19 protein-coding genes and 1 pseudogene are annotated in these 21,541 nt (G+C 64.4%); 5 read left to right on the forward strand and 15 right to left on the reverse strand.

Annotated elements, in window-relative coordinates:
• Positions 1-12 precede the first annotated feature (12 nt).
• Positions 13-540, reverse strand: coding sequence for a YceD family protein (locus L1P09_RS18470; RefSeq protein WP_080709253.1), 528 nt, complete (start codon positions 538-540; stop codon positions 13-15).
• 96 nt (positions 541-636) lie between these two features.
• Between L1P09_RS18470 and L1P09_RS18475 the strand changes: the two genes are divergently transcribed.
• On the forward strand, positions 637-1,215 hold the full coding sequence (locus L1P09_RS18475; RefSeq protein ID WP_054905787.1) for a Maf family protein: 579 nt from the start codon (positions 637-639) through the stop codon (positions 1,213-1,215).
• Positions 1,216-1,338: 123 nt separating this feature from the next.
• Here the strand turns inward: L1P09_RS18475 and L1P09_RS18480 are convergent, their stop codons facing one another.
• The 3 genes from L1P09_RS18480 to rluC are packed head-to-tail and all read right to left on the reverse strand — an operon-like array spanning position 1,339 to position 3,969.
• A complete protein-coding gene (locus L1P09_RS18480; RefSeq protein ID WP_009685073.1) occupies positions 1,339-2,328 on the reverse strand; it encodes a S49 family peptidase in 990 nt (329 codons plus the stop codon).
• A 6-nt stretch (positions 2,329-2,334) separates the two neighbouring features.
• Positions 2,335-3,009 (reverse strand): HAD family hydrolase, encoded by a 675-nt coding sequence (locus L1P09_RS18485; protein WP_054905786.1) that lies wholly within the window; start codon positions 3,007-3,009, stop codon positions 2,335-2,337.
• 3 nt (positions 3,010-3,012) lie between these two features.
• Positions 3,013-3,969 carry a 23S rRNA pseudouridine(955/2504/2580) synthase RluC gene (gene rluC / locus L1P09_RS18490; protein ID WP_009685075.1) on the reverse strand — a complete coding sequence of 319 codons (957 nt, stop codon included), beginning with the start codon at positions 3,967-3,969 and terminating at the stop codon, positions 3,013-3,015.
• An 801-nt stretch (positions 3,970-4,770) separates the two neighbouring features.
• On the opposite strand from rluC, the gene rne reads away from it, so the two are divergent.
• A complete protein-coding gene (gene rne / locus L1P09_RS18495; RefSeq protein WP_235767970.1) occupies positions 4,771-8,022 on the forward strand; it encodes a ribonuclease E in 3,252 nt (1,083 codons plus the stop codon).
• 226 nt (positions 8,023-8,248) lie between these two features.
• Here the strand turns inward: rne and murB are convergent, their stop codons facing one another.
• The 8 genes from murB to L1P09_RS18535 all read right to left on the reverse strand — a co-directional run bounded on the left by murB (position 8,249) and on the right by L1P09_RS18535 (position 15,177).
• On the reverse strand, positions 8,249-9,268 hold the full coding sequence (murB, locus tag L1P09_RS18500; protein WP_235767971.1) for a UDP-N-acetylmuramate dehydrogenase: 1,020 nt from the start codon (positions 9,266-9,268) through the stop codon (positions 8,249-8,251).
• Entirely contained in the window at positions 9,265-9,729 is a 465-nt protein-coding gene (locus L1P09_RS18505) for a low molecular weight protein-tyrosine-phosphatase (protein WP_054905783.1), read from the reverse strand. Before L1P09_RS18505 ends, murB begins: the two co-directional genes overlap by 4 nt.
• Positions 9,729-10,493, reverse strand: coding sequence for a 3-deoxy-manno-octulosonate cytidylyltransferase (gene kdsB / locus L1P09_RS18510; RefSeq protein WP_054905782.1), 765 nt, complete (start codon positions 10,491-10,493; stop codon positions 9,729-9,731). The genes L1P09_RS18505 and kdsB overlap by 1 nt, the downstream gene beginning before the upstream one ends.
• Positions 10,490-10,675, reverse strand: coding sequence for a Trm112 family protein (locus L1P09_RS18515; RefSeq protein WP_003247142.1), 186 nt, complete (start codon positions 10,673-10,675; stop codon positions 10,490-10,492). Before L1P09_RS18515 ends, kdsB begins: the two co-directional genes overlap by 4 nt.
• A gap of 43 nt (positions 10,676-10,718) precedes the next feature.
• A complete protein-coding gene (lpxK, locus tag L1P09_RS18520; RefSeq protein ID WP_054905781.1) occupies positions 10,719-11,720 on the reverse strand; it encodes a tetraacyldisaccharide 4'-kinase in 1,002 nt (333 codons plus the stop codon).
• Positions 11,720-12,154 (reverse strand): ExbD/TolR family protein, encoded by a 435-nt coding sequence (locus L1P09_RS18525; protein ID WP_012271149.1) that lies wholly within the window; start codon positions 12,152-12,154, stop codon positions 11,720-11,722. Before L1P09_RS18525 ends, lpxK begins: the two co-directional genes overlap by 1 nt.
• Positions 12,151-12,786 carry a MotA/TolQ/ExbB proton channel family protein gene (locus L1P09_RS18530; RefSeq protein WP_009685211.1) on the reverse strand — a complete coding sequence of 212 codons (636 nt, stop codon included), beginning with the start codon at positions 12,784-12,786 and terminating at the stop codon, positions 12,151-12,153. Before L1P09_RS18530 ends, L1P09_RS18525 begins: the two co-directional genes overlap by 4 nt.
• 177 nt (positions 12,787-12,963) lie before the next feature.
• Entirely contained in the window at positions 12,964-15,177 is a 2,214-nt protein-coding gene (locus L1P09_RS18535; protein WP_235767972.1) for a DNA internalization-related competence protein ComEC/Rec2, read from the reverse strand.
• Between the two features lie 142 nt (positions 15,178-15,319).
• Between L1P09_RS18535 and L1P09_RS18540 the strand changes: the two are divergent.
• Positions 15,320-15,826, forward strand: a pseudogene (locus L1P09_RS18540) (DUF2062 domain-containing protein); the annotation flags it as partial.
• A 9-nt stretch (positions 15,827-15,835) separates the two neighbouring features.
• Here the strand turns inward: L1P09_RS18540 and L1P09_RS18545 are convergent.
• The 3 genes from L1P09_RS18545 to L1P09_RS18555 form a co-directional block, all read right to left on the reverse strand.
• Positions 15,836-16,615, reverse strand: coding sequence for an ABC transporter permease (locus L1P09_RS18545; protein WP_009681883.1), 780 nt, complete (start codon positions 16,613-16,615; stop codon positions 15,836-15,838).
• The gene (locus L1P09_RS18550) at positions 16,612-17,544 is read right to left on the reverse strand and encodes an ABC transporter ATP-binding protein (RefSeq protein ID WP_009681882.1); all 933 of its coding nucleotides are present in this window, start codon (positions 17,542-17,544) and stop codon (positions 16,612-16,614) included. The genes L1P09_RS18545 and L1P09_RS18550 overlap by 4 nt, the downstream gene beginning before the upstream one ends.
• 146 nt (positions 17,545-17,690) lie before the next feature.
• Positions 17,691-18,314 carry a glutathione S-transferase gene (locus L1P09_RS18555; RefSeq protein ID WP_054906176.1) on the reverse strand — a complete coding sequence of 208 codons (624 nt, stop codon included), beginning with the start codon at positions 18,312-18,314 and terminating at the stop codon, positions 17,691-17,693.
• Between the two features lie 286 nt (positions 18,315-18,600).
• Here L1P09_RS18555 and L1P09_RS18560 point away from each other — a divergent pair, with 286 nt between their 5' ends.
• Both L1P09_RS18560 and L1P09_RS18565 read left to right on the forward strand, forming a co-directional pair.
• On the forward strand, positions 18,601-21,048 hold the full coding sequence (locus L1P09_RS18560; RefSeq protein WP_054906175.1) for an acyl-CoA dehydrogenase: 2,448 nt from the start codon (positions 18,601-18,603) through the stop codon (positions 21,046-21,048).
• 78 nt (positions 21,049-21,126) lie between these two features.
• Complete coding sequence (locus L1P09_RS18565) at positions 21,127-21,537, forward strand: PA2817 family protein (RefSeq protein WP_054906174.1); 411 nt, start codon at positions 21,127-21,129, stop codon at positions 21,535-21,537.
• The last annotated feature ends 4 nt before the right edge of the window (positions 21,538-21,541 follow it).

Raw genomic sequence — 21,541 nt, forward strand, 5'->3', positions numbered from 1 at the left:
ATTGATTAACTCCTAAACGTTTGGGTCACGCTTTAACTGCGCCAAAACACTGAACGGGTTGGACCGCGATACCTCGTCCTTGCTCGATTCGGGCTCGTCTGCGCCCGCCGGCTGCTGGCATTCTTCCGGATGATGAGCAGGCACGATTGGCAGGGCGAGCAGAAGCTCCTCCTCGATCAATGCCTGCAGATCCAAAGGATCTTCGCCCAGTTCCAGCACGTCATAGCCTTTCGGCAACGACTGGGTATTCGCACCCTCCTTCACCACAGCGTAAGTGCATTCGCTATGGATCGGCAGGGTGACCAGCTCAAGACAACGCTGGCAAACCATTTTGACTTCGACGTCCAGCTCGCTGTGGATAACCACCACGTGCTGTTCATCTCGTTCAAAATCGAACTTCGCCTGCACCGTACCGACATTGTCGGAAAGCGGGTCGCAGAGTCTTTCCAAATCAGCGAGCGGCAGCGAACCGTTAAGGGTTACGCCACGATCGGCTAATTTGCGCGGGTCAACGTGAGGTGGAATCGGGTCATTCAACATAGGCGCAGCATAATAGGGATGCCCCCCGCCCCTGTCAAAGGAAATTAGGCGGCATCGTGCGTGATAGAATTTGTTCAACTGAATCAGGAGTCTACCATGCTTCCTCTGTTACTGGCTTCCAGCTCTGCCTATCGCCGCGAACTGCTCGCCCGCCTGCAACTGCCTTTCACCTGGGCAAGCCCCGACATAGACGAGCAGCGCCAGGCCGGCGAGCCAGCGCCAGAGCTGGTGCAGCGCCTGGCCAGGCAGAAGGCCGAGGCACTGGCGGGCAACCACCCCGGGCACCTGATCATCGGCTCGGACCAGGTGGCGGTGCTGGGCGAACAGGTGCTGGGCAAGCCGCAGACCTTCGAGCGCGCGTGCGAACAACTGCTGGCGTGCAGCGGGCAGCAGGTGTGCTTCCTGACCGGGCTGGCACTGCTTAACAGCGCCACCGGGCAATGCCAGGTCGATTGCATAGCGTTTACCGTGACCTTGCGCGAACTGAGCCGCGAGCAGGTGGAGCGCTATGTCGCGGCGGAGCAGCCGCTGGACTGCGCTGGCAGCTTCAAGGCGGAGGGGTTGGGGGTGAGTTTGTTTCAGAGCACCCATGGCTGCGACGCCACCAGCCTGATCGGGCTACCGTTGATTCGGCTGGTGGACATGCTGACCAAGGAAGGGGTGGTGATTCCTTGAGGGCCTGGGGCCGCTCTGCGGCACATCGCCGGCAAGCCGGCTCCCACGGGTACTGCACAAGTTTTGAGAACTGTGGGATGCCTGTGGGAGCCGGCTTGCCGGCGATGGGGCCAGAACAGGCAATCAGCGCAGCTGTGGCCCCTGGAAGCCCATCCACATGGCCAGGTGCTCAGCCACACTGGCCCCGACCCGCTTGGAGAAGCGGTCAAACGGCGATTCCTGCACGGTGAAGTCCACCAACTCCTTCTCACCCACGATCTCACGCGCCACATAACTGGCACTGCCCAGCCCATCCACCAGCCCCAGCGCCTTGGCTTGCTCACCCGACCACACCAGGCCACTGAACAGCTCCGGGTGCTCCTTGTCTTTCAGGCGCTCGCCGCGGCCCTGCTTGACCATGGCGATGAACTGGTTGTGCGTGGTGTCCAGCACCCCTTGCCAGAACCGCGTCTCCTCGGGCTTTTCCGGCGAGAACGGGTCAAGGAACGCCTTGTGCTCACCCGAGGTGTAGGCGCGGCGCTCGACACCCAGCTTTTCCATGGTGCCGACGAAGCCGTAGCCGGCCGCCGTTACCCCGATGGACCCGACCAGGCTGGCCTTGTCGGCGTAGATCTCGTCTGCGGCACTGGCAATGTAGTAGGCACCGGACGCCCCCAGGTCGGCGATTACCGCGTACAGCTTGATGGCCGGGTATTCGGCACGCAGGCGGCGGATTTCGTCGTACACGTAACCGGCCTGCACCGGGCTGCCACCCGGGCTGTTGATGCGCATTACCACAGCTTTGGTCTTGCTGTCTTTGAAGGCCTCACGCAGGCTCTTCACGATATTGTCTGCGCTGGCCGCCTCCTGGTCGGCAATCACGCCACGCACCTCGACCAGTGCGGTATGGCTGGCACCGCGCGAGGCCGCCTTGTCCATATCCATCAGCGGCGAGAACAGCGCCAGGATGCCGAACAGGTAAACGAAGGTCAGCAGCTTGAAAAAAATCCCCCAGCGCCGTGAGCGGCGCTGCTCCTGCACACTGGCCAACAGGGTCTTTTCCAGCAGTTGCCAGCTCTTGCGCTCTTCGCGCTCCCCGGGCTCGGCCTCGGGGGCTTTCCATTCGTCTGCCATGCTCACCTACCTTGGAAGTGGAATTGCGGCCCCAGCCAACCACTCGCGCAGCTGGGAAAAATGCTCGATGCACACCTGCGGGCCAAACTCGGCCAGCGCCTGTAACGACATGGCACCATAGCCCACGGCCACCGAATGCATGCCGGCATTGCTGGCCATTTGCAGGTCGAATGCCGAATCTCCGACCATCAGCGCACGCTGCGGTTCTACACCACAATGGCCGAGAATTTCCTCGAGCATCAGCGGGTGTGGCTTACCACGGGTTTCATCAGCGGCGCGGGTAATGTCGAAAAACGCCTGCCAGCCATTGGCCTTGAGCACCCGATCGAGGCCGCGACGGGCCTTGCCGGTGGCCACCGCCAGGCGGTAACCCTCGGCGCGGAAGGCGTCCAGCGACTCGCTCACACCCTCGAACAGCGGCGAAGGCTGCTGATCCAGGGCGGTGTAGATATCAGCGTAGTGCTGACGGAAGCTTTCGACCTGAACGGGCTCCAGGTGCGGGTACAGGGTATGGATGGCCTCGTCCAGGGCCAGGCCGATGATGCCCTTGATCGCATCATCACTGCGTTGCGCCTCACCGGCACGCACGGCAGCCGCGTTCATGGACTCGACGATGCGCCCGATGGAGTCGGCCAGCGTGCCGTCCCAGTCGAAGATCAGCAGTTCATAAGCTTTTTTCATAGGTCACGGCGCACTCAGCCGCTCCACCGTCTTGGCCCAGACTTCGTCCACCGGCGCTTCAAGCTTGAGCTCGCCACCGTCCGGCAGCGGCACGGTCAGCGCGTAGGCGTGCAGGAACAGGCGCTTGCCACCCAACTCGCGAATTTCGCGGCTGAAATCTTCGTCGCCGTATTTGTTGTCGCCGGCGATCATGTGCCCGGCATGCAGGGTATGCACGCGAATCTGGTGGGTACGCCCGGTGATCGGCCGCGCCTCGACAATGGTGGCGAAATCGCCGAAGCGACGCAGCACGCGGAACAGGGTCAGCGCCTCCTTGCCCTCATCGTTCACCTCGACCATACGCTCGCCCGAGCGCAGGTTGCTTTTGAGCAGGGGCGCGTTGACCTGTTTCTTGGCCGTGGGCCAGTGGCCCCGCACCAATGCCATGTAGCGCTTGTCCACGCCATCACCGCGCAGCGCCGCATGCAGGTGGCGCAACATGCTGCGCTTCTTGGCGATCATCAGCAGACCGGAGGTGTCGCGGTCCAGGCGGTGCACCAGCTCCAGCTCCTTGGCGTCAGGGCGCAGCTGGCGCAGCGCCTCGATCACGCCGAAGCTCAGGCCACTACCGCCATGCACGGCGATGCCGGCCGGCTTGTTCATCACGATCAGCGCCTTGTCTTCATAGACGATGGCCGCCTCCAGGCGCTGCAACAGCCCCTGGGCGACCGGTGCCGGCTCGTCGCGCTCCGGCAGGCGGACGGGCGGCACCCGCACGATATCGCCGGCCTGGATCTTGTACTCGGGTTTCACGCGGCCCTTGTTGACCCGCACCTCACCCTTGCGCAGGATGCGGTAGACCAGGGTCTTGGGTACGCCCTTGAGCGCCGTGATGAGGAAATTGTCGATGCGTTGGCCGGCAAGCTCCGGCGCGACTTCGATCAGCTGTACGCCGGAAGTCGGAGGGGTATTGGTCGTCATGGCGGGAATCATAACAATTTTTTATGGAATTGAAGCACTTAATCATTGCTGCTATAGTCGCGAACGCCGCCAAAAGTGGCAGGCCAGCAAAAACAGGCCCCGAGCCGGTTGCTGACCTACGCAATTCTCCAGGACGCGAGGCCGTCCTACGGGGTTTTCGCCAGTTTACCGAATTGCCTGGAATCGCCACCAGCGCTGTGTAGAGAAGACCGAAAAAAAACGACAAGTGTGGTTGTTCACCTGCTTACCCGATTCTTTTCGTTGTAGCTCTGCCCGCCCCCGTCGCTTCCACGCAACGCAAGGCGAATGCTCCGGAAACAACAGCCTTGGACATGTAATGGCGTCAGCTTCCCATTCGAAGCTGGCGAAAAATGCAACCCGTTGCGGATTCAGCGCGCGGCAGCACCCGAATTATCAGGGATACGTGCAGGGTGGAGATGCACAGCCCTCGGACCGTGTAGCACCGCGTCCGGCCAGCAGCCGATTGAAGGCTGGTGAGCGGATAAGGTCCTGAACAGATGCCCCCGGGCGTCCACGGCTGACGGTTGATTCCTCCTCCTGACTGAGTGCACAAGGCCCGCTTGGTTGATTCGGATACCCATTCGAAGCCACCGGGGCCTTGTTGGCACCGCAGCAAACAGGACGCGTCGTCGCGACAACGGCAGGCTGGGCAACCGGCTGGTGCCGAACGTTGCTCGACACGGGGGTGGCCCGGCCACCCTTTGCGCACCTTGGCACCGACCATGAGACGTCGTGTGTGCCGAACGCCGTTTCCGGCAGCCCGGAAACCGACGGTACAACATGAAAAGAATGCTGATTAACGCAACTCAACCCGAAGAGTTGCGTGTAGCCCTGGTGGACGGCCAACGTCTCTACGACCTGGACATCGAGTCCGGCGCGCGTGAGCAGAAAAAGGCCAACATCTACAAAGGCAAGATCACCCGCATCGAACCCAGCCTCGAAGCCGCTTTCGTCGACTTCGGTTCCGAACGTCACGGCTTCCTGCCGCTGAAAGAAATCTCCCGCGAATACTTCAAGAAAACCCCGGAAGGCCGGGTGAACATCAAGGAAGTGCTCAGCGAAGGCCAGGAAGTCATCGTTCAGGTCGAGAAGGAAGAGCGTGGCAACAAAGGTGCCGCCCTCACCACCTTCATCAGCCTGGCCGGCCGCTACCTGGTACTGATGCCCAACAACCCGCGCGCCGGTGGCATCTCGCGCCGCATCGAAGGCGAAGAGCGCAACGAACTGCGCGAAGCCCTGAACGGCCTGACCGTACCGGGCGACATGGGCCTGATCGTGCGCACCGCCGGCCTGGGCCGCAGCAGCGAAGAAATGCAGTGGGACCTGGACTACCTGCTGCAACTGTGGACCGCCATCAAGGAAGCGTCCCTGGACCGCGCCGCGCCGTTCCTGATCTACCAGGAAAGCAACGTCATCATCCGCGCCATCCGCGACTACCTGCGCCAGGACATCGGCGAAGTATTGATCGACAGCATCGACGCCCAGGAAGAAGCCCTGACCTTCATCCGCCAGGTGATGCCGCAGTACGCCAGCAAGGTCAAGCTCTACGAAGACAGCGTGCCGCTGTTCAACCGCTTCCAGATCGAAAGCCAGATCGAAACCGCCTTCCAGCGCGTGGTCGACCTGCCGTCCGGTGGCTCGATCGTGATCGACCCGACCGAAGCCCTGGTGTCCATCGACATCAACTCGGCGCGCGCCACCAAAGGCAGCGACATCGAAGAAACCGCCCTGCAGACCAACCTGGAAGCGGCCGAGGAAATCGCCCGCCAGCTGCGCCTGCGTGACATCGGCGGCCTGATCGTCATCGACTTCATCGACATGACCCCGGCCAAGAACCAGCGCGCCGTCGAAGAGCGCGTGCGTGAGTGCCTGGAAGCCGACCGCGCCCGCGTGCAGGTTGGCCGCATCTCCCGCTTTGGCCTGCTGGAAATGTCCCGTCAGCGCCTGCGCCCATCGCTGGGTGAAAGCAGCGGCATCGTCTGCCCACGTTGCTCCGGCACCGGCATCATCCGTGACGTCGAGTCGCTGTCGCTGGCCATCCTGCGCCTGATCGAAGAAGAAGCCCTGAAAGACCGCACCGCCGAAGTGCGTGCCCAGGTGCCAATCCCGGTAGCAGCGTTCCTGCTCAACGAAAAGCGTAATTCCATCACCAAGATCGAGCTGCGCACCCGTGCGCGCATCATCATCCTGCCGAACGATCACCTGGAAACCCCGCACTTCGAAGTCCAGCGCCTGCGCGACGACAACCCGGAAGTGCTGAACAACCAGTCCAGCTACGAAATCGCCGCCAGCGAAACCGAAGAAGCACCACAACCGACTGCTACCCGTACCCTGGTTCGCCAGGAAGCGGCCGTGAAAACCGCCCCGGCCCGCGCCAATGCACCGGTACCGGCCGCCGCCGAAGTGCAGCAGCCTGCACCGGCCGCCGCCGCCGCGCCGAGCGCGCCGGAGCCAAGCCTGTTCAAGGGCCTGGTCAAGTCGCTGGTCAGCCTGTTCGCCGGCAAGGACGAGCCTGCCGCTGCCCCGGTCGCCCCTGCCGCCGAGAAACCGGCCGCCGAGCGCAGCCCACGCAACGAAGAACGCCGCAACGGCCGTCAGCAAAGCCGCAACCGCAATGGCCGCCGCGACGAAGAGCGTAAACCACGTGAAGAGCGTGCCGAACGCGCACCACGCGAAGAGCGTCAGCCACGCGAGGAACGCGCTGCGCGTGAAGAACGTGCGCCACGCGAAGAGCGCGCCCCGCGTGAAGAACGTGCGCCACGTGAAGAGCGCGCACCACGCGAGGAACGCGCCCCACGCCAGCCACGCGAAGACCGCCGTGGCAACCGTGGCGAAGAGCGCGTGCGCGAACTGCGCGAGCCGCTGGATGCCACTCCGCCAGCCGAGCGTGAAGAGCGGCAGCCGCGTGAAGAGCGCGTAGCCCGTGAAGAGCGTGCACCGCGTGAAGAACGCGCCCCGCGTGAAGAGCGTGCTCCGCGCGAAGAACGTGCTCCACGTGAAGAACGTGCCCCGCGCGAAGAACGTGCCCCGCGCGAAGAACGTGCTCCGCGTGAAGAGCGTGCCCCACGCCCACCCCGTGAAGAGCGTCAGCCACGCGCTGCCGAAGAAGCGGCCGAACAGGCTGCCGAGCTGGCCGAAGAGCAACTGCCGAACGAAGAACAGCTGCAAGACGAGCAGGAAGGCACGGATGGCGAGCGTCCGCGCCGCCGCTCGCGTGGCCAGCGTCGCCGCAGCAACCGTCGTGAACGTCAGCGCAATGCCAATGGCGAGCTGATCGACGGCGAAGAAGAAGGCAGCGACGAGCAGCCACAGCAGCACCAGGCCACCGAGCTGGGTGCTGAACTGGCGGCGGGCCTGGCCGTGACTGCCGCTGTCGCGACCAGCAACATCAGCAGCGATGCCGAGGCCCAGGCCAACCAACAGGCCGAGCGCGCCAACGCTGACGTCGTTGCCGCTGCAGCAACCGACAACAGCGAAGCCGCCCAGCCGGTTGAGCAGGCTGAAAAGCTCGAGCAAGTCGAAGTTGTCACCAAGGTTGAAGAAGTGGCCGTGGCCCCAGTGGTCGAGCAGCCGGTCAGCGAGCCTGTGGCCGTGGTCGAGGCAACTGCCGAGCCAGTGGTCGAAGTCGCGCCACAACCGGTCGTCGAAGAAGCGCCTGTTGTCGAGCCGGCCGTGGCTGTCGAAGCTCCGGTAGAAGCGCCAGCTGTCGAAGCCGGTGAAATCGAGCAAGCGCCGACCGTGGTCGAGGCTGCGCCGGCTGTCGAACAGCCTGCCCCGGTTGCCGAAGCCCAGCCAGAAGTAGTGGCCGAGCCTGCACCTGTGGTTGTCGAGCCTGCGCCGGTCGCGGCCCCAGCTGTGGTAGAGCCTGCCACTGTCATGCTGGCCAACGGCCGCGCGCCGAACGACCCGCGTGAAGTGCGCCGCCGCAAACGTGAGGCCGAGGCTGCCGCCAAAGCCGCGCAGGAAGCTGCTGCAGCCACTGGCGAGCCAGCCCTGGAAACCGCCGATGAGCAAAAGCCTCATCATGGTTGATAGCCAAGGCTGAATGAAAAAGCCCCGCCAGTGCGAACTGGCGGGGCTTTTTCTTGGCCTATCACTTTATGTCAGCGCCGGGGCTGCCCTTTGTAGGAGCGGCCTTGTGTCGCGATGGGGCGCAAAGCGGCCCCGGGAATATTTGCATTGACGCTGAAATCTGGGGCCGCTACGCGCCCCATCGCGACACAAGGCCGCTCCTACAGGTTCTGCACCGCCCTCTAATTCAGTACAGGTTAGGCTCCATCTCCAGCTCAACCCCGAACCGTTCGAGGATATCGGCCTGGATCCGTCGCGCCAGCGCATGCATCTGCGCCCCACTCGCCTGGCCATGGTTGACCAGCACCAGCGACTGCAAGCGATGCACCCCGGCATCACCCTCGCGATAGCCCTTCCAGCCTGCCTGCTCGATCAACCAGCCTGCGGCCAGCTTTACCTGACCGTCAGCCTGCGGATAGGCGACCACGCCGGGGTACTGCGCACGGATACGCGCCACGCATTCGGCTGAAACCACCGGGTTCTTGAAGAAGCTTCCGGCATTACCCAGCTCGGCCGGGTCTGGCAGCTTTTCGCGGCGAATGCTGCAGATCGCATCGCTGATCGCCTGCGCCGTCGGTTCGGTCACGCCCTGCTCTGCCAGGCGCTGGCGGACCGGGCCGTAGTCCAGGTGCGCGTGCAGGGTCCGGCTCAAGGCAAACCGCACCCGCAGGATCAACCACCGGCCTGGGTTACGCTTGAATACGCTGTCGCGGTAACCGAAGGCACAGTCCGCCAGCGCGAAGTCGCGCAGCTCGCCCGTCTCGCGGTCCAGGGCCGTAAGGCCGACGAACACGTCCTTGATCTCCACCCCGTAGGCACCCACGTTCTGCATGGGTGCAGCGCCCACGGTGCCAGGGATCAGGCTGAGGTTCTCCAAGCCGCAAAAACCCTGCGCCAGGGTCCACTGCACGAACGGGTGCCAGGGCTCGCCGGCCTCGGCTTCGACCACCACATGCTCGCCGTCATCACTGAGCACCCGGCGGCCCTGGCTGGCCATGTGCAAGACCAGCGCATCGATATCGCGCGTCAGCAGCAGGTTGCTGCCGCCGCCGATCACCAGCACTGGCAACGCCAGGCGCTGAGCCTGGCTCAGCGCCTGGCGCACATGCAGGTCATTGCGGGCCTGGCTGAAGTAATGCGCCTTCACGTCGATGCCGAAGGTGTTGTAAGGCTTGAGCGATACCTGCTCCTGCCATTGCCCGGTCATATCCGCCCCTTGATTTCCAGCACCAGCGCCTGGCAGGCCGATTCGATCAGGTCGAGTACCTGCTCGAAGCCATCGGCGCCGCCGTAGTACGGGTCAGGCACTTCATCCAATGCCGCACCATAGCGGCGCAGGAACAGGTCAAGCTCGCCCGTCGCCGTTGGCGGGCGCAGGGCACGCAGGTCGCGAAGGTTGCTCTCGTCCATGGCCAGCACCAGGTCGTATTCGGCGAAGTGCCGCTGCTTGACCTGCTGCGCGCGTTGCCTGGACAAGTCATAGCCACGCGCCAGCGCCGCCTTGCAGGTGCGGCTGTCGGGTGATTTGCCAACGTGCCAGTCGCCCGTACCCGCGGAGGCCACCTGCACGCGGTCGGCGAGCCCGGCAGCCTGTAGCTGGTGGCGCAGCACGCCTTCGGCAGTGGGCGAGCGGCAAATGTTGCCCAGGCACACGAACAGTACGCGCATCAGGCCTCCAGCAAGCGCCGTACGCGCTCCAGGTCTTCTGCGGTGTCTACACCCACGGCAGGCGCCTCGATCGCGTCCTCGACGTGGATGCGCACACCGTGCCACAGGGCACGCAACTGCTCCAGGGCTTCGGTCTGCTCCAGCCAGCAGGGGCCCCAGCTGACGAAGTCGTGGAGGAAGCCCACGCGGTAGGCGTACATGCCGATATGGCGGCGGTAAGGTACGCCGGCTGGCAACTGGTCCTGGCCTTTGGCGAAGGTGTCACGCGCCCACGGCAGCGGCGCCCGGCTGAAGCTCAGGGCAAGGCCGTGCTTGTCGCTGACCACCTTCACCGCATTGGGGTTGAACACGGTTTCCGGCTCATGGATCTGCTCGGCCAGGGTGGCGATGGCCGCTTGCGGGTGGGCAGCCAGGTTGGCAGCTACCTGGTCGATGATCACCGGCGGGATCAGCGGCTCGTCACCCTGCACGTTGACCACGATGGCATCGGCCGCCAGGCCTAGTTGCGTCGCCACTTCAGCCAGGCGGTCGGTACCCGACTCATGGTCGACACGGGTCATCAGCACTTCAGCGCCAAAGGCCTGGCAAGCTTCGAAGATGCTGGCATCGTCGGTAGCGATGACCACGCGGCTGGCCGCGCTCTTGCGCGCCTGCTCCCATACATGTTGCACCATCGGCTTGCCGGCGATGGCCAGCAGCGGCTTGCCTGGCAAGCGCGTGGAACGCAGGCGGGCAGGAATCACCACGGTGTAGTCCAGGCTCATTTGTCCAGGCGCTCGTCGTCGGTCAGGGTACGTGCTTCGCTCTCCAGCATGACCGGGATACCGTCGCGAATCGGGTAGGCCAGGCCGGCACCCTTGCTGATCAGCTCGGTCTTGTCGGCGCTGAGCTTGAGCGGGCCCTTGGTGATTGGGCAGGCGAGGATATCGAGCAGTTTGGTGTCCATTGAAGGCTTCCTTTAGGCCAGATGGCCAGAAATGAAAACGGGCTCAGGGCTTGTGCAGCAAACGCTGCAGCTGGCTGTCGAACCAGGCGCTGAATGCCGGCGTGGGCTGTGCTTCGACAGCCAGGTACCACCAGTCGTCGGCGGCGAAGGCGCGGCATTTCACGGCGTCCTTCTCGGTCATGACCAGCGGTAGCGGTGGGCTGAAGGCCAGGCTCCGGGCGCTGAAGTGTGCATGGTCGGCAAAAGGGTGCGGCAGCGGCTGCCAGTTTAGCCCCAGCAGGGTATTGAAGAAACGTTGCGGGTTGCCGATACCGGCCACCGCGTGCAGGCGCTGGCCGGCGGGAAAATGGTCGAGTGGGCGGCGCTCGCCACTGCGCAGGTTGACCAGTGCGGATGGCTGCAGGCGCAGGCCAAAGCCACCGACACGGTCTTCGCCGGCACCATTGAACAGCACCGCATCGGCGCCCTGCAGGCGTTCGGCAGGCTCGCGCAGCGGGCCGGCCGGCAGGCAGCGGCCGTTGCCCAGGCCACGCGCGGCATCGATCAGGACCAGCTCCAGGTCACGTGCCAGGCGGTAGTGCTGCATGCCGTCATCACACAGGATCAGGTCCAGCGGTTCACTGGCCAGCAGGGCCTGCACGGCGCGGGCGCGATCTGGGTCGATCATCAGCGGTACCCCGCTGCGCTGCACGATCAGTAGCGGTTCGTCCCCGGCCTGTTCGGCAGACTGGTCGGCCAACACCCGCCACGGCAACTGCGGCGGTTTGGCGCCATAGCCACGGCTGACCACGCCGACGTTCAGCCCCTGCTGGCGGCAATGCTCGATCAGCCAGAGAATCATCGGTGTCTTGCCGGTGCCACCCACGGTGATATTGCCCACCACGATGACCGGCACCGGTGCGCGGTAGCTGGCACTTTCACCCTTTAGAAAGCGCGCGCGCTTGCGCGTGACCACGCGGCGGTACAACGCCTCCAGCGGGCGCAGCAGCGCCAGCGCCGGGTGCCCGGCGTACCAGGCGGCGAGCAGGCGGTCGGCGATAGCCATCAGGGCGTGCCCTGGGCCGCCTCGACGGTGGTCATGCGCAATTGGCTGAAGCCGAGCTTGCCGGCAGCATCCATCGCAGTGACCACAGCCTGGTGCGGGGTCTTGCCATCGGCACTGATGGCCAGGGGCAGCTTGTTGTCACCACCCGACTCACGCTCGATGGCCTCGCTCAGTGTGGCCAGGTCGCTCTTGGGCAGCAGGTGGTTGTTCACCGAGTACACGCCTTCGGCGCTGATGGTGATTTCCACCAGCTTGCCCTGGTCGGCCGGCGCCTGCTCGGCACTAGCGGCCTCCGGCAGCTCGACCCGCAGCTGCGTTTCACGGGTGAAGGTGGTGGTGACCACGAAGAACAGCAGCAGCACGAACACCACGTCGATCAGCGACGCCAGGTTGATGTCGACGTTCTCCCGCTGGCGATTGCGCCGGAACTTCACGCCTTGCCTCCGGCCACTTCCACTTCGCGGTCGCCCTGCAGCACTTCCACCAGCTTGATCGCCTCCTGCTCCATGCCCACCACCAGTTCATCGATGCGGCGCAGCAGGAAACGGTGGAAGAACACCGCCGGAATACCGACCATCAGGCCCGCCGCCGTGGTGACCAGGGCCTTGGAAATACCACCGGCCAGTACCGCGGCGTTGGCGGTCATCTGCGTGCCCATGAAGGCACTGAAGATGTCGATCATGCCCAGCACGGTGCCCAGCAGGCCCAGCAGCGGGGCCATGGCAGCGATGGTGCCGAGGGTGCTGATGTAGCGCTCCAGCTCGTGGATAACGCGCGAAGCCGCCTCTTCGATGCACTCTTTCATGATTTCGCGGCCATGGCGCGAATTGGCCAGGCCCGCGGCGAGGATCTCACCCAGTGGCGAATCGGCGCGCAGCGCCTTGAGCTTGTCACTGGTGAGTTGCTTGTCCTTGATCCATATCCAGACCTGGCCCAGCAAGTGTGGCGGGGTGACGCGGCTGGCGCGCAGGGTCCACAGGCGCTCGATGACGATAGCCATGGCAGCGATGGAGCTCAGAATGATCGGCAGCATCATCCAACCACCGGACTTGACCAATTCCCACACAGTAAACGCCCCTTCGGATAAAGGCCGCCACTCTACCATAGGCACGGCGGAGGCTCATCTGCCGGAGATCAGGGAGCATGCCTTGGATCGGTATCAGGGCTGACAGGCGCTGCAACTGTCATGGCGAACCCCTGGGGCATAGAAAATGTCATGGCAAGCACCTGCAAGCCCCTCCCCTCACTCCACCCGAGCCCGCCAGAACCGCCGCTGTCCCCGCATCCCCTCAACCTCCCCCCACCCACCCAGCACCAACCGCAAAGCCCCCTGCACCGCCGTGTCATGCACCACCACCCCATGCCGCCGGTACCGCTCCACCACCTGCGCATGCGGGTGTCCAAAGCTATTATTGCGCCCCCGCGATATCAGCACCCCACGCGGCGCCGTGGCACGCATGAACCCCTCGCTGGAGGAACTGCGGCTGCCATGGTGCGGCGACTGCAGCCAGTCAATGCGTGGCGCGTCGGTCGCCGCCAGCCAGGCACGCTCCGCCCCTACCTCCATGTCGCCGGCCAGCAACAACCGCTCACCCTGCGCCTCGACCAGCAACACACAGGAGCGGTCATTACTGCTGCGCCCATCCGCCCAGCGCCACAGCGAAAAACCCACGCCATCCCATTCCCATTGCTCGCCACTGGCACAGGGTTGCAACTGAACATCATCCAGCGCTTCCCCACCGATAACCCGCTCGACCGGCAAACCCCGCTGTATCGCCCCAGCACCGCCGGCATGATCGGCGTGGGCATGGCTGATCAGCATCACGTCCAGGTGACTCACCCCCAACTTGCGCAAGGTCGGCAACACCACCCGCTCCCCCAGGTCGCTGTCGCCCCTCGCCGGCCCGGCGTCATACAGCAGGTTGTGATGCCGGGTGCGCAACAGCACCGCCAAGCCTTGGCCAATGTCCAGCTGCCAGACCTCCACCTGCCCGAAAGGCACCGGCTCGCGCGGCACCCAAAGGGCCAACAGCATCACCCCGCCCAACCCTCTCAGCGGCACGCCACGGGGCAGCAGCACCAGCAAAGCCCCCAGGCAGACCAGCAGCCAGGCCCATAGCGGCAGGGCCGGCGGCACCCATGCCGGGCGTTGCTGCGCAACCAGCGCCAGCACCCGAAACAGCACGTCCAGCAAGCCACCTGCCAGCCACAACAAGGCCTCCCCAGCCCCACCCAACGGCAACAACAAGGTACCCAGCAAGGCCAACGGCAGTACCGCCAGGCTCACCCATGGCACCGCCACCAGGTTGGCCAGCGGCGCACTCAGGCTCACCGGCAAGCCCACGGCCAGCAGCACCGGCAACAAACCGATGGCAATCACCCACTGCGCCCGCGTCCAGGCCTGCCATGGCCGCCATGCCCCCAAGCGGGCGCTGAAGCAAAACACCAGCGTGGCCACGGCGCCGAACGACAGCCAGAAGCCCGGAAGCAGCGCCGCCAGCGGCTCGACCAGCAACACGACCACCAGCGCCAGCAACAGTGGCAGGAACGCCCCCAGGTGCCGAAAACGCAGCCGCCAGAGCAACACCACGGCCAGCATCAGACAGGCACGCTGTACCGGCACCCCCGCGCCGGCCAGCCAGCCGTAGGCCAGTGCCGCACCCATGGCCAGCGCGCACGCCGAGGGCAGCCACGGCAGCCGTGCGGGCCACAGCCCCCAGCGGGCCAACCCGGCGACCAGGCCATAGAGCAAACCGGCAACCAGGCCAATGTGCTGGCCGGAAATGACCAACAAGTGCACCGTGCCGGTGGCCTGCAACGTCTGCCAATCTTCCCGCGCCAGGCCGGTCCCGTCGCCGAGCACCAGGGCCACCAGCGCGGCCTGCCGGCCGTTGGCATCGACCGCCAGCAAGCGCTGGCGCAGCGAGTCCCGCCACCCATAGCTGGCCGGCGCCAGCAGCTGCCCCGCCTTCACCGTACCGGTAGCGCCGACCCGCCGGGCCAGCAACTGCGCTTCACGGTCCGGCCCATGCGGGTTCAACAACCCGGCGGGGCGCTGCAAGGTCACCGCCAGCCGCCACTGCTCGCCGGCCCGTACCGGCGGCCCGTCGAACCAGCTGACTTGCAGGCGTTGTGGCAATTCGGCACGGCGCGAACGGGCGGCCTCCAGCTCGAAACGCACACCGTGCGCCGTGCGTGCCGGCAAGCCGACCACCCGCCCCTCCAGCCACAAGGTGCGGCCATCCAAAGCGGCCGCCAGCCGGTCATCCAGGGCCTGCTGGGCAGACCAGCTGGCCCAGCACAGCCCCAACAGAAAACAGCCCAATGGCCACCCGCGGGTGAACAGGCAGACGCCAGCGCAAGCCGCCAGCACCCACAACCACCCGTCCGGTGGCAATACAGGAAGAAAGCCCAGGCACAGCAGCCCGAGCGCAAGCGCCAACATCCCTGTGCGCATGAGGTAGAGCTCCAGAAGCCAAATCACCTTCTGAGGCATAGCCCAATTGCCGGCACGGCTTGCTCAACAATTGTCACAAACTCTGAACGAGGCTGAGCGGGAATAAGGGCATACTGCCCGGGTCAACGCTCCGGGAGCCTACATGCCGCGCCGACTTTTCAAACGCTACATGCCGGACCCGACCAGTATTCGGGAACACAAGTCCTTACGCTTTTTCGGCAAGTTGCTGCACGACCCGAACCTCTGGCACCTGAACCGCCATTCGGTGGCGCGGGCCATGGGCGTTGGCCTGTTCGCGGCACTGATCCCGATGCCGGCGCAGATGCTGCTGGCCGCCGCGCTGGCCATTCCGGTACGCGGCAACCTGCCGATCGCGGTCAGCCTGGTGTGGTTGACCAACCCACTGACGATGCCGCCGGTGTTCTTCGTCACCTACATGACCGGCGCCTGGCTGATGCAGGTACCACCGCGCACATTGCCTGACGAACTGACCTTCGAGTGGATCACCGACCAGCTGTCGACGCTGTGGCAACCCTTCCTGCTCGGCTCGGTGGTGTGCGGCGTGGTGCTGGGCATCCTTGGCTACTTCGGCACCATGCTGTACTGGCGCTGGTGGGTGGGCCGGCAGTGGCGGCGCCGCCAATGCCGGTGCAAGGCCTCAGGCGCGCATGCCGCGGCCGCTGACCAGCAGGCGCACACACAGCAGGTAGAGCACCGCGGTGGCCACCAGCATGAAGGTGATCGCCGTACCGATGCTGATATCCGACACCCCTAGGATGCCGTAGCGGAACGAGTTGACCATGTGCAGCACCGGGTTGGCCAGCGACACGGTCTGCCAGAATGGCGGCAGCAGGTTGATCGAATAGAACACCCCGCCCAGGTAAGTCAGTGGCGTCAGCACGAAGGTCGGGATGATCGAAATGTCATCGAAGTTGCGCGCGAACACCGCGTTGACGAAGCCCAGCAGCGAGAAAATGGTCGCGGTCAACAGCACCACGGCCACGGTCACGCCCAGGTGGTGAACCTGCAGGTCGGTGAAGAACATCGACAGGATGGTCACAATCACCCCCACCGCCAGGCCACGCAACACGCCGCCCAGCACATAGCCGACGAGAATGATGTGCGGCGATACCGGCGACACCATCAACTCTTCGATCGAGCGCTGGAACTTGCTGCCGAAGAAGCTCGACACCACGTTGCCATAAGAGTTGGTGATCACCGACATCATGATCAGCCCGGGCACGATGTACTGCATGTAGGTGAAACCACCCATGTCACCGATCTGCCGGCCGATCAGGTTACCGAAAATCACGAAGTACAGGACCATGGTGATCGCGGGCGGCAGCAGGGTCTGCGGCCAGATGCGCAGAAAACGCCGCACTTCACGGTAGACGATGGTGTTCAGGGCGACCCAGTTGGTACGCAGTTCCACACTCATACGGCCACCTTCGACAGGTTTTTTTCCACCAGGGACACGAACAGCTCCTCGAGTCGGTTGGTCTTGTTGCGCAGGCTTTGCACTTCGATGTTCTGCAGGGCCAGCTGGCCGAACAGCGCGGTAATGCCGATGTCCTTGTCCACCTGCACTTCCAGCGTGTGCGGGGTCAGCAGCCGGCAAGGGTAGCCTTGCAACACCGGCGCCGTGGCCAGGTCCTGCTTGAGGTCGAGGACGAAGGTTTCGACATGCAGCTTGCCCAGCAACTGGCGCATGCTGGTGTTCTCGACGATGGTGCCGTGGTCGATGATGCCGATGTTACGGCACAGCTGCTCAGCCTCTTCCAGGTAATGGGTGGTGAGGATGATGGTGATGCCCTTCTGGTTCAGCTCGGTGAGAAAGCTCCACATCGACCGGCGTAGCTCGATGTCCACCCCGGCGGTAGGTTCGTCCAGGATCAGCAGGCGCGGCTCGTGAATCAGCGCGCGGGCAATCATCAGGCGGCGCTTCATGCCACCAGACAACGAACGCGACTGCACGTCGCGCTTGTCCCACAGGCCCAGCTGGGTCAGGTATTGCTCGGCGCGCTCCTTGGCCAGTTTAGGCGGGATACCGTAGTAGCCGGCCTGGGTCACCACGATATCGAAGGTTTTCTCGAACTGGTTGAAGTTGAATTCCTGCGGCACCACGCCCAGGCAGCGCTTTAGCGCGGCGGGCTCGCGGTCCAGGTCATGGCCGAACACGTTGACCGTGCCGCTGGTCTTGTTCACCAGCGTGGACAGGATGCCGATGGTGGTGGACTTGCCGGCGCCGTTGGGACCGAGCAAGGCGAAGAAGTCACCTTCGGCAACGTCCAGGTCGATGCCCTTGAGGGCCTGGAAGCCGTTGCCGTAGGTTTTGGTGAGCTGTCGGATGGACAGGGCAGAACTCATAGCGGGTCACTTACCGAAGAATAAGGTGCAGGACACGCCAGATAACGTCACTGGCGCAGTGAGTGCGGCCAATGGTGCAAGGCCTGGCCGCACAAGTACAGTCATGTGTATTGATAGTGACTATCGAAACAGCCGTGGTGTTCGATTCAGGTCAGCGCCGTCATCACCGCAGCCTGGTAGGCCGGGCGTGCCTTGAGGCGTGCGTACCACGCTTCCAGATGCTGCATGGCCGGGCGCTCGATGGGCAGCTCGAACCAGGCGTAGGCGAAGCACCCCAGTGGGATGTCGCCCATGCCGATCTGGTCACCGGAAAGATACGGCTGCTGGGCCAGGGCAGCATCGGCCATCGCCAGCAGCTCGGCACAGCGCTTGTGCGCAGCGTTGATCGCCACCCAGTCGCGCTGGTCTTCCGGGGTACGCAGCAGGCCCCAGAACAGCGGGCGGAAGGGGGTTGCCAAGGCCGAGGTGGTCCAGTCCATCCACTTGTCGGCCAGGGCGCGCTGGCGCGGGTCTTCCAGGTACCAGCCTTGCTCGGCGCCGTACTCGGCGCACAGGTAGCGGACGATGGCGTTGGACTCCCACAGGACCAGGTCGCCGTCCTCCAGCAGGGGCACCAGGCCATTGGGGTTGCGCGCGCGGTAGTGCGGCTCGTTGACCACGCCGAAAGCGCCGCCGGCGTCGATGGACGCGAAGTCCAGGCCCAGTTCGTGGGCAATCCACAGCGCCTTGCGCACATTGCTCGAATTCTTGCGGCCCCAGATCTTCAGCATGGCAACGTCCTTATGAATGTGGAGGGCTGCACAGTCTACTCCAGAGTTTTCTCGCCTGTACCGGCCTCTTCGCGGGCGCGCCCGCTCCCACAGGTGCCTCACCCGTCTCGAACCCTGTGATATCCCTGTGGGAGCGGGCGTGCCCGCGAAGAGGCCGGCACAGGCTGAAAATATCCTGAAACTCCCACCGCCACACCCTGTCACTGTTCTGACCCTGCCGTTCACGGCGTTACGTCTAAGCTGTCTGGGACGGTTCAAGCTCCCCTGGTTCCAAGGAGGACCGATTATGTTGCTGTTATGGTTGGTAGTGCTGGTGATCGGCGCGGCATACCTCACGCACCGGCGCCTGGCGCCCCTGCAGATTCTCGGCATCGTGGCGGCCTACGTCCTGCTGATGAGCATTTTCAGCAACGCCCCCGGCTGGCTGCTGGCGCTGATCTGGATCGTGCTGGCGTTCAAGGTGGCCGTGGTGGCGCTGCCCGACTGGCGCCGCAGGGTATTTACCGGCCGGGTGTTCAGCTGGTTCCAGCGCACCCTGCCGCCCATGTCGCAAACCGAGCGCGAAGCGATCGACGCAGGCACCGTCTGGTGGGACGGCGAGCTGTTCAGTGGCCGCCCCGACTGGCGCACACTGCTCGCCTACCCGGCACCGACGCTGACCGAGGAGGAACAGGCCTTCATCGACGGCCCCACCGAAGCGCTCTGCGCAATGGTCAGCGACTGGCAGATCGGCCAGGACCTCGACCTGCCGCCCGAAGCGTGGGCGCATATCAAGTCGAACGGTTTCTTTGCCCTGATCATCCCCAAGGAATATGGCGGTAAAGGTTTCTCCGCCTATGCCCACTCCCAGGTGGCGATGAAGCTGGCCACCCGCAGCGGCGACCTGGCCTCGACCGTGATGGTGCCCAACTCCCTGGGGCCCGCTGAGTTGCTGCTGCACTACGGCACCGATGAGCAACGCAACCACTACCTGCCGCGCCTGGCCCGTGGCGAAGAAATCCCCTGCTTCGCCCTCACCGGCCCATTGGCCGGCTCCGACGCTGGCGCCATGCCCGACACTGGTGTCATCTGCAAAGGCCAATGGCAAGGCGAAGAAGTCCTCGGCCTGCGCCTGAACTGGGAAAAGCGCTATATCACCCTCGGCCCGGTCGCGACCTTGCTGGGCCTGGCCTTCAAGGCCTACGACCCGGACCATTTGCTGGGCGAGCAGGAAGAACTGGGCATCAGCCTGGCCCTGATCCCCACCGACACCCCCGGCGTAGAAATCGGCAAGCGCCACCTGCCGCTGGGCGCTGCCTTCATGAACGGCCCCAACAGCGGCAAGGACGTGTTCGTGCCGCTGAGCTTCCTGATCGGTGGCCAGGCCATGCTCGGCAAGGGCTGGATGATGCTGATGAACTGCCTGTCGGTGGGCCGCTCGATTTCCCTGCCCGCCGTCGGCACGGGGGCGGCCAAGTACACCAGCCTGGTCACCGGCCAGTACGCCACTATCCGTGAACAGTTCAACGTGCCGCTTGCCGCGTTCGAGGGCATCCAGGAATCCCTGGCACGCATCGGCGGCAACGCCTGGCTGATGGACAGCGCCCGCCTGCTCACCGCCAAGGCCGTGGACCTGGGCGAAAAGCCCTCGGTGCTGTCGGCGATTCTCAAGTACCACCTCACCGAGCGCGGCCGTGAATGCATCCAGCATGCCATGGACGTGCACGGCGGCAAGGGCATCATCATGGGCCCGAACAACTACCTGGGCCGGAACTGGCAGGGGGCGCCGATCTTCATCACCGTCGAGGGCGCCAATATCCTCTCGCGCAACCTGATGATCTTCGGCCAGGGCGCCATCCGTTGCCACCCGTTCGTGCTCAAGGAAATGGCCCTGGCAAGCCGTGAAGACCGCGACCAGGCCCTGAAGGAATTCGACGACCTGCTGATGAAGCACATCATGTTCGCTGCCGGCAACGCGGCAAGCACACTCGTATTCAACCTTGGGCTGGGTCGATTGGAGAATGTACCCGGTGATGCCTTGAGCCAAGGCTACTTCCGCGCCCTCAACCGCCAGGCATCAGCCTTTGCTCTGCTGGCCGACCTGTCGATGATGCTACTGGGCGGCGCGCTCAAACGTCGCGAACGCCTCAGCGCGCGGCTGGGCGACGTCCTGAGCTACCTGTACTTGGCCAGCGCCGCGCTCAAGCGCTATCACGACCTCGGCTCACCCCAGCACATGCAGCCCCTGCTGCGCTGGGCCATGGAAGAAAGCCTGGGCCAGGCGGAAACAGCCCTGGATCGGCTGCTGGACAATTTCCCCAACCGCTTCATTGGCTGCGCCCTGCGCGTGCTGGTGTTCCCCTTTGGCCGTCGTCACACCGGGCCCAGCGATGAACTGGACGCCGAAGTGGCAGCGCTGATTGGGCGTAGCAAAGGTGACCCGGCGCTGGAAGAGCTGCTTTCCGGTTGCTTCAGGCCAAAAACCGATGGAGATCCAGTGGCGGCGCTGCAACGGGCCTGCGAGTTGCTGGAGGAAGCTGCACCCTTGCACAAGGCGCTGCATCAGGCGATCAAGGGTGGCAAGGTACAGCCGACCCCTGGGCAATCGGCAATTGATGCAGCGGTAAAGGCCGGTGCGCTTCAGCCAGGTGAAGGCCTACAGCTGCATGAGGCTGAAAAAGCCCGCAGGATCGTGATTGATGTGGACGCGTTCGACAAAGCGCAGTTGCTGCCCGAGCACGGCAAGGTACGCTGAAACCAGGGGCCGTTTTGCGGCCCCCTCCCTCCCGGCGTATACTCCGCGCCCGTTTGACCTACCTCGAGGACCATGCCCATGGCCACCCCCCACCTGCAATACCACCTGCAACTGCTGAACCACCTGCGCACCATCTTGGTGGCCCTGGGTGACGCCGAGCAGGTACCGGAGGAAAGCCACGCCCTGTTTCTGGAGCGCTTCGACGAACTACTGACCCTACTGCCGCAGGACCCACTGCAAAGCCAGTATCTGGGCCAGGACCTGACCTGTCAGGTGATCCAGCGCTACCCACAGATCGCTCATCTGGTACCCCGCGATTTGCTGTGGTTCTTCGGTGGTGACTGCCTGCATTTCATGCCTGACGAAGAGTTGGACCTGTACCAGCAACTCGAGGAGCGTCGCTACGAAGCCGAGCGCAACGACGAGCCGTTCGACTGGCACCAGGAAAAGCAGTTGCTGGCCCAGACGCCTCCATCGACCCACCACTGAACGG

This window comes from Pseudomonas juntendi (assembly GCF_021560075.1).
Classification (GTDB): Bacteria; Pseudomonadota; Gammaproteobacteria; order Pseudomonadales; family Pseudomonadaceae; genus Aquipseudomonas; species Aquipseudomonas juntendi.